We start from the raw sequence: 9674 nt of genomic DNA on the forward strand, positions 1-9674 counted from the left end.
CGTCGTCAGGTCCAGACCGCTAGGTGAAACCACAAGGGTACAGCCAGCGCCACGAAACGGTCCATTCCCCCGGCCCTCGGGAGCCGCGCGTCCGCGGGGCGGCCGGTGGCGTCGTGGCTGGTCAGGGTGGGTGTCGTCAGGGCGTCCGGTCAGCGGACGGTCGGCGGACGGTCAGTGGGCGGTGCAGCTGTCGACCACGCCGGTGACCGCACGCGAGGCGGTACGGACCACGACCACCTTGTGCACCGAGCCCTCGTCCGAGGCCGGGACGTCGACGTCGGTGACGCCGACGACGCCGAAGGTCGCGTCGAGCGCCTGGATGCGGCACGTGACCGCTTCGCCGGCGGGCCGGTGCACGTCGAACTCCACCCGCACGCTGCGGTCGTCCAGCACCTTGTAGCCGGTGTCGGTGGCCGTGATGGCGCCGAGGCTGTTGGCGAGGCCGAGCCACACCGCCAGGCCGACCCCGATGGTGCAGCCGATGATGCCGACGAACCACCAGCGACCGGTGCCGGGGGCGGGGCGGGGGAGCGGCATGGTGGCCCTTCCACGGGTGAGAGGATGTCGAGCGGACCCGGGTCGACCGACCCGCGTGGTCCCATTGTCGGCGATGGACGAGTGAGGTTGAGCAGGTGGCTGACCGGTTGCGGCTCATGGCGGTGCACGCGCACCCCGACGACGAGTCGAGCAAGGGCGCGGCGACGATGGCCAAGTACGTCGCGGAGGGCGCGGACGTGCTGGTGGTCTCGTGCACGGGTGGTGAGCGCGGCGACGTGCTCAACCCCAACCTCAAGGACGACGTGCACATCCCGCGCGACCTGCCGCGGGTGCGCCGCGAGGAGATGAAGCGGGCGCAGGAGATCCTCGGGGTCCAGCACACCTGGCTCGGCTTCGTCGACTCGGGCCTGCCCGAGGGCGACCCGCTGCCGCCGCTGCCCGAGGGGTGCTTCGCGCTGGAGCCGCTCGACGTGACCACGGAGGCGCTGGTCCGCGAGATCCGCCGCTACCGGCCGCACGTCATGACCACGTACGACGAGAACGGTGGCTACCCCCACCCTGACCACGTCATGACCCACACCGTGTCGATGGCGGCCTTCCTCGCGGCCCGCGACGAGTCGGCGTACCCGCACGCGGGCGCCCCGTGGCAGCCGCTGAAGCTCTACTACAACCAGGGCTTCTCCAAGGAGAAGATCGTGGCCTTCCACGAGGCGCTCATCGCCCTCGGCGAGGAGAGCCCGTACGCCGACTGGCTGGAGCGGTGGGAGGACCGCCCGCCGCGCGACATCACCACCCGCGTGCACTGCGCCGACTACTTCGACGTGCGCGACCAGGCGCTGCTCGCGCACGCGACGCAGATCGACCCCGACGGCACCTGGTTCCAGGTGCCCAGAGAGCTCCAGGCGTCGGTCTGGCCGACCGAGGAGTACGAGGCGGCGCTCTCCTACGTGCCGATCGAGCCCGACGAGGACGACCTGTTCGCCGGCATCCGGGACGCCGCCGCCGGTGACGAGCTCGCCACCCGGGGCGGCCTCGAGGTCGTGCACGACCAGCGCAAGGCCTCGATCCTGTGAACAGCGCCCCGTCCTCGCTCGTCTCCCCGGGGCTGTGGGGGTTCGTGGCGTTCTTCGTCCTCGCGCTCGCCCTCTACCTGCTCATGCGCAACATGAACGCCCGGATGCGGCGCATGTCCTACCGCTCGCAGGAGCTGGCCAAGGAGGCCGAGCGGGCCGAGCAGGAGCGGCGTGCGCGCAAGGGCCGTCCTTCGAGCCCGGACGCGGCGACCCGGGACGAGGGGACGACAGAGGCTTCCGCGGCCGATGACGGCGAGGGCTCCCAGGGGCACACTGGGGAGCACGACCCCAGCTGACTCCCGGAGGTGTGCCATGAGCGGTCGCGTGGTCCATTTCGAGCTCCCGTTCGACGACGAGGCCCGGGCCAAGGCCTTCTACGGCGACCTGTTCGGCTGGCAGATGCAGGACGTGCCGGGCATGGCCTACACCTTGGTCACCACCGGTCCCTCGGGTGACCGGGGCGCCACCGAGCCGGGGTTCGTCAACGGCGGCATGGGGCAGCGTGGAGCGCCGCTGGGTCAGCCCGTGGTGGTCATCGACGTCGACGACATCGACCGCACGCTCGCCCAGGTGCAGGAGCGCGGCGGCTCGGTGGTCCGGGAGAAGATGTCGGTCGGCCCGATGGGCTGGAACGCCTACTTCGCCGACCCCGAGGGCACGGTCGTGGGGCTCTGGCAGACGGCCCCGCTGCCAGCCGATCAGTCCTGACCGGCGCCGTACGCCTGCGTCAGGTGCCTGCGCCGAGGGTCAGGAGGCCGCGCCGTACACCGTCATCGACGCGGCGATGTAGTGCGTGACGAAGGCCGCCACGGTCAGCGCGTGGAAGATCTCGTGGAACCCGAACCAGCGCGGTGACGGGTTGGGGCGCTTGATGCCGTAGACGAGCGCGCCGGCGGTGTAGAGCAGGCCGCCGACGGCGATCAGGGTGACGATGGCGGGGCCGCCGAAGTGCAGCAGCGGGCCGAGGTAGAACACGGCCACCCAGCCGAGGGCGACGTAGACGGGGGTGTAGAGCCACCGCGGCGCGCCGACCCAGAACACGCGGAACAGCACACCGGCCACGGCGCCGATCCACACGATCAGCAGCATGGTGCGCTGCTGGTCAGGGGGCAGCAGCAGCGCGAACGGCGTGTAGGTGCCCGCGATGATCAGGAAGATGTTGGAGTGGTCCATCCGCTTGAGCACGCCGGCCACCCGGGGTGACCAGTTGCCGCGGTGGTAGACGGCCGAGGTGCCGAACAGCAGCCACGCGGAGATGGAGAAGACGGTGGCGGCGATGCGGCTCGAGGTCGTGGGCGCCAGGGCGATGAGGACGATGCCGGCGGCCAGGGCCAGGGGCACCATGCCGGCGTGCAGCCAGCCGCGCAGGTGGGGCTTCACCGCGGCGACGACAGACTCCACGGGTCCCTGCTCGGAACGGGGGGCGGGTGTCGTGGTCATGGCGGACATCTTAACCTACGGTTGCGTAACTTACGAAGGCGTAGGTTGTGTGGCGGGCCTCACGAGGAGGCTCTGCGCCGAGTGCGCCACGAAGCCTCGCTCATCGAAGACCTCCGCCCTCGCGAGCCCCGCAGCGCCGCCGGCGACGGTCGTCTGCGCCTGCAGGCAGACCCACTCGCCCACCGGTTCGCGCACCACGTGGGCAGTCAGCTCGGTGTTCATGAACTGCCACTCGTCCTTGGCCAGGGCGGCGCCGGCGCCCGAGGCGGAGTCGACGCAGGTCAGGAGCCGCTCCACCGGGCTCAGCGGCTCGCCGGGCAGCAGCCCCAGCCGCGGACGCATCCACACGGTGGCCGGACCGGGCTCGGCCAGCGACCCGGCGACCCAGCGCCACTCGATGGCGTCGAGGTAGCCCCGGTGCCAGCCCGGCGGGACCGGCTGCTCGCGGCCCTCGAGGGGGCCCGCGGGCGGCTGCGGCAGGGGAGTCACCGGGCCGGTGACCTCCCGCGGGACCAGCCACAACGCGGCCCTGGCCACCTGCCGCCCGGTGTCGACGTCGGTGAGGGCGACCTCGACGAGCTCGACCGTGCGGCCCGGCCGCGCCACCCTGGCCTCGACGTGCAGCCGCCCCACAGGCACGGGTCCGAGCAGGTCGCAGGTGACCCGCGCGACGACTCGAGTGCCGTCACCGAGGCGAGCCGCCTCCCGGGCCATCAACGCCATGGGAGGGCCGCCGTGCTGGGCGGCAGGCGACCAGGGCCCCGCGGTGTGGCGCGTCGCGGTGACGGTGCTGCTGCTGGTGCTACCGCCGGCGTCGCCGGCGTCGCCGAGGACGTAGAAGGAGCTCGGCGCGGACGACATGGGCTCGATCCTGCCCCATCACCCCGCGGCGACGGGGGTAGCGTGGGTCGGTGGACGGGGCTCCGTCCACCGCTCCGTCCACCGACCAGCCGAGGAGTGACCGTGGCGCTGTCCGACCTCCTGTACGCCGCGTACGAGCGGCGCCTGAGCCGTCGCCTCGAGCGCGCGACGCTGCCGCGGCACGTGGGGGTCATGCTCGACGGCAACCGCCGGTGGGCCAGGGCGCGTGGCCACGGCACCAAGGAAGGCCACCAGGCCGGTGCCGACAACATCGCCAACTTCCTCGACTGGTGCGAGGAGGCCGGCGTCGAGGTCGTCACGCTCTGGTTGCTGTCGACCGACAACCTCAACCGGTCGGCCGCCGAGGTCGTGCCGCTGCTGTCGATCATCGAGACCACCGTCGCCGACCTCGCCCGGACCCGGCGCTGGCGCATCAACCCCGTGGGCTCGCTGGACCTGCTGCCCGCCGAGACCGCCCGACGGCTCAAGGAGAGCGCCGACCTCACCGAGGACGTGCAGGGCATGACCGTCAACGTCGCGGTCGGCTACGGCGGTCGCCAGGAGATCACCGACGCCGTGCGCTCGATGCTGGTGTCCCACGCCGCCACCGGCACCACGATCGAGGAGCTGGCCGAGACCCTGCAGGTCGAGCACATCGCCGAGCACCTCTACACCAAGGGCCAGCCCGACCCCGACCTCGTCATCCGCACCTCGGGGGAGCAGCGGCTCAGCGGTTTCCTGCTGTGGCAGAGCGCGCACAGCGAGTTCTACTTCTGCGAGGCCTACTGGCCCGACTTCCGGCACGTGGACTTCCTGCGCGCCCTGCGCGCCTACTCCGAGCGCAACCGCCGCTTCGGCGGCTGAGCCGGCGCGACGCCGTACCCGGTCTCGCCGGGGTGGGGCCCTGCGGAGGGTCGGGGGCCGCGCTCGGCACAACGTCGGAGGACGTCCTCGGAACAACGGGCCAACTCTGCGTGACACGCCGCGAACCTATCCATCCCCGGGCGGGTCGGGCCGTACCGTCGGCAGTGGCGCAGGGCACCCGTCCGGCGTTCGGGGAGGCCAACCTATGGAGCAGATCCAGCTCCGGGCGGAGGGTCGGAACCGGCCCCACCGCGGTGGGTTGGCCTGGTCCCGGCACCTCGTTCGCGAGTAGGCGCACCGCGCCGGAGCGCGCGCTGTGCCAAGGAGAGACATTGGCCTCGAACCACGACACCACCCGTCGCACCTCGACCAGCTCCGCCTCCGGTCCCGCCAGCGCTGCCACCGCGGCCGCACCCCGGGTCTCCCCGGCGCCCAAGCGCAGGAGCAAGGGCAGGACCCCTGACTTCCGGACGTTCGTGCTCGACACCTCGGTGCTGCTGTCCGACCCCCGCGCCATGCTGCGGTTCAAGGAGCACGAGGTCGTCCTGCCGGTCGTGGTCGTGACCGAGCTCGAGGCCAAGCGGCACCACCCGGAGCTCGGCTACTTCGCCCGGCAGGCGCTGCGGCTGCTCGACGACCTGCGCGTGCGAGAGGGCCGGCTCGACGCGCCCGTCACGGTCGGGGACGACGGCGGCACCCTGCGGGTGGAGCTCAACCACACCGACCCCAGCTCGCTCCCGGCCGGGTTCCGGCTCGGCGACAACGACACCCGCATCCTGGCCGTGGCCAAGAACCTGTCCAACGAGGGCTTCGACGTCACCGTCGTGAGCAAGGACCTCCCCATGCGGGTCAAGGCCTCCGCGGTGGGCATGGCCGCGGAGGAGTACCGCGCCGAGCTCGCGGTCGACTCCGGCTGGACCGGGATGGCCGAGCTCGACGTGACCGTCGAGGAGATGGACGCTCTCTACGAGCACGGGCGCGTCGAGAACGCCGCCGCCGCCGAGATGCCGTGCCACACCGGCCTCGTCCTGCTCTCGCCGCGGGGAAGCGGTCTGGGGCGGGTCGGCGCCGACAAGCAGATCCGTCTCGTGCGCGGCGACCGCGACGCCTTCGGGCTCCACGGCCGCAGCGCCGAGCAGCGGATCGCGCTCGACCTGCTGCTCGACCCCGACGTGGGCATCCTGTCGCTCGGCGGCCGTGCGGGCACCGGCAAGTCGGCCCTGGCGCTGTGTGCCGGGCTCGAGGCCGTGATGGAACGGCGCCAGCAGCGCAAGGTCGTCGTCTTCCGCCCGCTCTACGCGGTCGGCGGCCAGGAGCTCGGCTACCTGCCCGGCAGCGAGTCCGAGAAGATGGGGCCCTGGGCGCAGGCGGTGTTCGACACGCTCGGCGCGCTGGTCTCCCACGAGGTCGTCGAGGAGGTCATGGACCGCGGGATGCTCGAGGTCCTGCCCCTGACCCACATCCGCGGGCGCTCGCTGCACGACGCGTTCGTCATCGTCGACGAGGCGCAGAGCCTGGAGCGCAACGTGCTCCTCACCGTGCTGTCCCGCGTCGGCCAGAACTCCCGCGTCGTCCTCACCCACGACGTCGCCCAGCGCGACAACCTGCGGGTCGGCCGCCACGACGGCGTCGCCGCGGTGATCGAGGCGCTCAAGGGCCACCCCCTGTTCGCGCACGTCACCCTGACCCGCAGCGAGCGCAGCCCCATCGCCGCCCTGGTCACCGACCTGCTCGAAGGCCTCGAGATCTGAGGCCTTTGGTGGCCGCTCGACACCCCGAGATCGAAGCGCCGGTCACGCCCAGGCGTGGCCGGTGCTCCGTCGTGGTTGCGGCACTCGGGGGCACGGTGCTCGTGGCGCTCCTCGCCGCCGGCTGCTCGGGGGAGCCGGAGACGCCACGGGGCTACGAGCAGGTCGGCACGGCCGACGGCGCGACCCTGTACGCGAAGCGCGAGGGTCCCGATCGCGTCAGCGTGATCCTGCGGAGCGGCTCGGCCGGGGTCGTCTGCAACTCCTCCGGTCCGGTCGTCGTCGGTGACGGGTCCACGCCGCCACTGGCCCTGTGCGACGACACGAGCCCCGACACGTATTCGTACGTGCTTCCGGTGTCCCGTGAGGGCGTCGGGACCGCCGCGGCGACCTGCGACAAGACCTCCGGGTCGCCCGTGCCGGTCAGTCGCGTGGTGGCCCCGACGGCGTGGTCCTACGACTTCCTCGTCGCCGTCCGACCGATGCCGTTCGCCGGGATCACCGTCTGCCGGTAGGCGGCCCCGGAGGGCGTGGCGGTCGGCGGCCGCGGGTGACCGAGGCCGGGACCTTCGGCCCTACCGTGGCGTGGGCTCGTTCACGCCCAGACACCCGAGAATCGGACGAACGGCCCATCTTCTGGTCACAGGAGTCACATCCGTCACTCTGGTCTGTGGACGATTTCGGAACCGGCCACCCCCTCGGGTAAAGTCTCGGTTTCATAACGAGCGCCGGGTATGGATGCAGGGCCCCGCGCAGCTCCGTCCCCCCGGCACCGAACGAGGCCACCCACGAGGTGGCCTCTCCCTTGGAGGAACCTGTATGAGCACGCCCTACCAGGGCCGTCACCGCAACGCGGCGACCCACGGCAGGACGACCTCTCGGTCCTCTGTCCTCACCCGTTCGCTGCGCCGCCCCGCCGTGACCTCCAGCCTGCTGCTGGCCGTCGTGGCGACCACCGCGGCCGGCTACCAGGCCACGGACCAGCGCCAGACCGGCACTGCGGCCTTCACGGTGAGCACGGAGGCGGTCGCGCAGGCCAACGAGCTGGCCGACGCGCAGATCGAGGACACGGCCCGCCTGGCCGCCGACCGCAACGACACCAACGCGAGCATCGCCGCCGTGCAGGAGCAGGACCGGCAGAAGGCGGTCGTCGCCGCCAAGGCCGCTGCCGCCGCCCGCCGCGAGGCCGCCGCCAAGGTGGCGCGCGAGAAGGCCCGCCAGGCGCTCGCGGCCAAGAAGCAGGCGCTGGTCGCCAACGCGCAGAAGGACCCCCGCGCCGCGGCCCGCGCGCTGCTCGGCGACTACGGCTTCGACGACGGCCAGTGGAGCTGTCTGGACAACCTCTGGAACGGCGAGAGCGGCTGGCGCTTCACCGCCGAGAACTCCAGCTCCGGCGCCTACGGCATCCCGCAGTCGCTCCCCGGTTCGAAGATGGGCAGCGTGGGCGCCGACTGGCGCACCAACCCCGTCACCCAGATCAAGTGGGGACTGCAGTACATCCGCTCCTCCTACGGCACCCCGTGCAACGCGTGGGACCAGTGGCAGAGCCGCTCCCCGCACTGGTACTGAGCCACCGCAGCTGACGAACGCCGCCCCCGCCTGTCGGGGGCGGCGTTCTGCGTTGCGCCCCGCCCCCTATGTGCCGAGGTCCCAGACCTCGGGGCATACGGCCGCGCATGACCCGAAGTCCCAGACCTCGGGGGCGCGCTACCGAGGGGGGCGGGCCATGGCCAGCACGTCGAGGGCCTCGTCGAGCTGTGCCTCGGTGAGCTCGCCACGCTCGACGTGACCGCGTTCGATGACGACGTCGCGGATCGAGCGGCGCTCCTTGATCGACTGCTTCGCCACCGCGGCGGCCGCCTCGTAGCCGATGTAGCGGTTGAGCGGGGTGACGATCGAGGGTGAGCCCTGGGCGAGCTCGAGGGCACGCTCGCGGTCGGCCTCGATCCCGTCGACGCACCGGTCGGCGAGCAGCCGTGAGGTGGTCGACAGCAGCGTCGTCGACTCGAGCACCGTCTGCGCCATCAGGGGCAGCATGACGTTGAGCTCGAAGGCGCCGGAGGCCCCGGCGAGGGTGATCGTCGTGTCGTTGCCGATGACCCGGGCGCAGGCCATGAGGGTCGCCTCGGGGATCACGGGGTTGACCTTGCCCGGCATGATGCTCGACCCCGGCTGGAGGTCGGGCAGGTGGATCTCGCCGAGACCGCTGCGCGGGCCCGAGGACATCCAGCGCAGGTCGTTGCAGATCTTGGTCAGGCTCACGGCCACCACCTTGAGCGCGCCGCTCAGCTCGACCACGGCGTCCTGGGCCGACTGGGCCTCGAAGTGGTCAGCCGCCTCCCGGAACTCCACTCCCGTGCGCTCGCTCACCCTCGCGATGACGGCTGCGGCGAAGCCGGGCGCGGCGTTGAGGCCTGTCCCTGCGGCGGTGCCGCCCAGCGGCAGCTCCGCGGTGGCCTGCGCCGCGACGAGGACCCGTTCGGCCCCGAGCTCGACCTGCCGGGCGTAGCCGCCGAACTCCTGCCCCAGGGTCACGGGCACGGCGTCCATGAGGTGCGTGCGCCCCGCCTTCACGACGTCGGCGAGCTCCTGCTCCTTGGCCCGCAGGGCGTGCGCGAGGTGGACCAGCGCCGGCGCCAGCTCCTGGTGGACGGCCAGCGTCGCCGCCATGCGCAGCGCGCTGGGGAAGGTGTCGTTGCTGGACTGGCCGGCGTTGACGTGGTCGTTGGGGTGGACCGCCTCACCGGTCGCGAGGTGGGCGAGCCGGGCGACCACCTCGTTGACGTTCATGTTGGTCGAGGTGCCCGAGCCGGTCTGGAAGACGTCGATCGGGAACTGGTCGTCGTGGCGCCCGTCGGCGACCTCCTCCGCTGCCGCGGTGATGGCCTCGGCGCGCGCCCCGTCGAGGACGCCGAGGTCCGCGTTGACCGTGGCCGCCGCACCCTTGAGCAGGGCGAGGGCGTGGACCACACCGGCCGGCACGCGCTGGCCGGAGATCGGGAAGTTGTCGACGGCCCGCGCGGTCTGGGCACCCCACAGGGCGTCGAGCGGCACCTGGACGTCACCCATCGAGTCGTGCTCGGTCCGGGTGGCCGGCGCCGGCAGGGAGGTGGCGGACGCGGCGGCAGAGGCGGAGGTGGGCTGGGTCGGGTCGGCGGCAGGCTCCATNACCCGCCATTCTGCGCCCTAC

11 protein-coding genes are annotated in these 9674 nt (G+C 72.3%); 7 read left to right on the forward strand and 4 right to left on the reverse strand.

What is annotated here, in order from left to right:
* Positions 1 to 171: 171 nt before the first annotated feature.
* Complete coding sequence (locus ASG70_RS02660) at positions 172 to 537, reverse strand: DUF4307 domain-containing protein (RefSeq protein ID WP_056882318.1); 366 nt, start codon at positions 535 to 537, stop codon at positions 172 to 174.
* Between the two features lie 95 nt (positions 538 to 632).
* On the opposite strand from ASG70_RS02660, the gene mca reads away from it, so the two are divergent.
* From mca to ASG70_RS02675, 3 genes are read left to right on the forward strand one after another with little or no spacing between them, the layout of a single operon-like run.
* Positions 633 to 1571, forward strand: coding sequence for a mycothiol conjugate amidase Mca (mca, locus tag ASG70_RS02665; protein WP_056882319.1), 939 nt, complete (start codon positions 633 to 635; stop codon positions 1569 to 1571).
* Positions 1568 to 1867, forward strand: a complete 300-nt coding sequence (locus ASG70_RS02670; RefSeq protein ID WP_056882320.1) for a hypothetical protein — start codon at positions 1568 to 1570, stop codon at positions 1865 to 1867. The genes mca and ASG70_RS02670 overlap by 4 nt, the downstream gene beginning before the upstream one ends.
* A 16-nt stretch (positions 1868 to 1883) precedes the next feature.
* Positions 1884 to 2279, forward strand: coding sequence for a VOC family protein (locus ASG70_RS02675; RefSeq protein ID WP_056882321.1), 396 nt, complete (start codon positions 1884 to 1886; stop codon positions 2277 to 2279).
* A gap of 39 nt (positions 2280 to 2318) precedes the next feature.
* Here the strand turns inward: ASG70_RS02675 and ASG70_RS02680 are convergent, their stop codons facing one another.
* Both ASG70_RS02680 and ASG70_RS02685 read right to left on the reverse strand, forming a co-directional pair.
* Entirely contained in the window at positions 2319 to 3011 is a 693-nt protein-coding gene (locus tag ASG70_RS02680) for a hemolysin III family protein (RefSeq protein ID WP_056882699.1), read from the reverse strand.
* A gap of 30 nt (positions 3012 to 3041) precedes the next feature.
* Positions 3042 to 3872: a thioesterase family protein gene (locus ASG70_RS02685; RefSeq protein ID WP_056882322.1), complete on the reverse strand. Its 831-nt coding sequence runs from the start codon at positions 3870 to 3872 to the stop codon at positions 3042 to 3044.
* 102 nt (positions 3873 to 3974) lie between these two features.
* Between ASG70_RS02685 and ASG70_RS02690 the strand changes: the two genes are divergently transcribed.
* The 4 genes from ASG70_RS02690 to ASG70_RS02705 all read left to right on the forward strand — a co-directional run bounded on the left by ASG70_RS02690 (position 3975) and on the right by ASG70_RS02705 (position 8053).
* Complete coding sequence (locus ASG70_RS02690) at positions 3975 to 4736, forward strand: isoprenyl transferase (RefSeq protein ID WP_056882323.1); 762 nt, start codon at positions 3975 to 3977, stop codon at positions 4734 to 4736.
* A gap of 515 nt (positions 4737 to 5251) precedes the next feature.
* Positions 5252 to 6487: a PhoH family protein gene (locus ASG70_RS02695; RefSeq protein ID WP_369818870.1), complete on the forward strand. Its 1236-nt coding sequence runs from the start codon at positions 5252 to 5254 to the stop codon at positions 6485 to 6487.
* Between the two features lie 71 nt (positions 6488 to 6558).
* Positions 6559 to 6999 (forward strand): hypothetical protein, encoded by a 441-nt coding sequence (locus tag ASG70_RS02700; protein WP_056882325.1) that lies wholly within the window; start codon positions 6559 to 6561, stop codon positions 6997 to 6999.
* A gap of 304 nt (positions 7000 to 7303) precedes the next feature.
* Positions 7304 to 8053 carry a hypothetical protein gene (locus tag ASG70_RS02705; protein WP_156399787.1) on the forward strand — a complete coding sequence of 250 codons (750 nt, stop codon included), beginning with the start codon at positions 7304 to 7306 and terminating at the stop codon, positions 8051 to 8053.
* Positions 8054 to 8191: 138 nt separating this feature from the next.
* Here ASG70_RS02705 and ASG70_RS02710 read toward each other — a convergent pair whose 3' ends face one another.
* Entirely contained in the window at positions 8192 to 9652 is a 1461-nt protein-coding gene (locus ASG70_RS02710) for an aspartate ammonia-lyase (RefSeq protein ID WP_082590009.1), read from the reverse strand.
* Positions 9653 to 9674 lie beyond the last annotated feature (22 nt).

Origin of the sequence: Phycicoccus sp. Soil748, assembly GCF_001428025.1 — a bacterium.
Taxonomy (GTDB): domain Bacteria; phylum Actinomycetota; class Actinomycetes; order Actinomycetales; family Dermatophilaceae; genus Pedococcus.

Bases quoted from the DNA above. Each gene is read 5' to 3' on its own strand.
- ASG70_RS02710 (WP_082590009.1), bottom strand. From the start codon at position 9,652: ATGGAGCCTGCCGCCGACCCGACCCAGCCCACCTCCGCCTCTGCCGCC.
- ASG70_RS02705 (WP_156399787.1), top strand. From the start codon at position 7,304: ATGAGCACGCCCTACCAGGGCCGTCACCGCAACGCGGCGACCCACGGC.
- ASG70_RS02675 (WP_056882321.1), top strand. From the start codon at position 1,884: ATGAGCGGTCGCGTGGTCCATTTCGAGCTCCCGTTCGACGACGAGGCC.
- ASG70_RS02680 (WP_056882699.1), bottom strand. From the start codon at position 3,011: ATGACCACGACACCCGCCCCCCGTTCCGAGCAGGGACCCGTGGAGTCT.
- ASG70_RS02695 (WP_369818870.1), top strand. From the start codon at position 5,252: ATGCTGCGGTTCAAGGAGCACGAGGTCGTCCTGCCGGTCGTGGTCGTG.
- ASG70_RS02685 (WP_056882322.1), bottom strand. From the start codon at position 3,872: ATGTCGTCCGCGCCGAGCTCCTTCTACGTCCTCGGCGACGCCGGCGAC.
- ASG70_RS02660 (WP_056882318.1), bottom strand. From the start codon at position 537: ATGCCGCTCCCCCGCCCCGCCCCCGGCACCGGTCGCTGGTGGTTCGTC.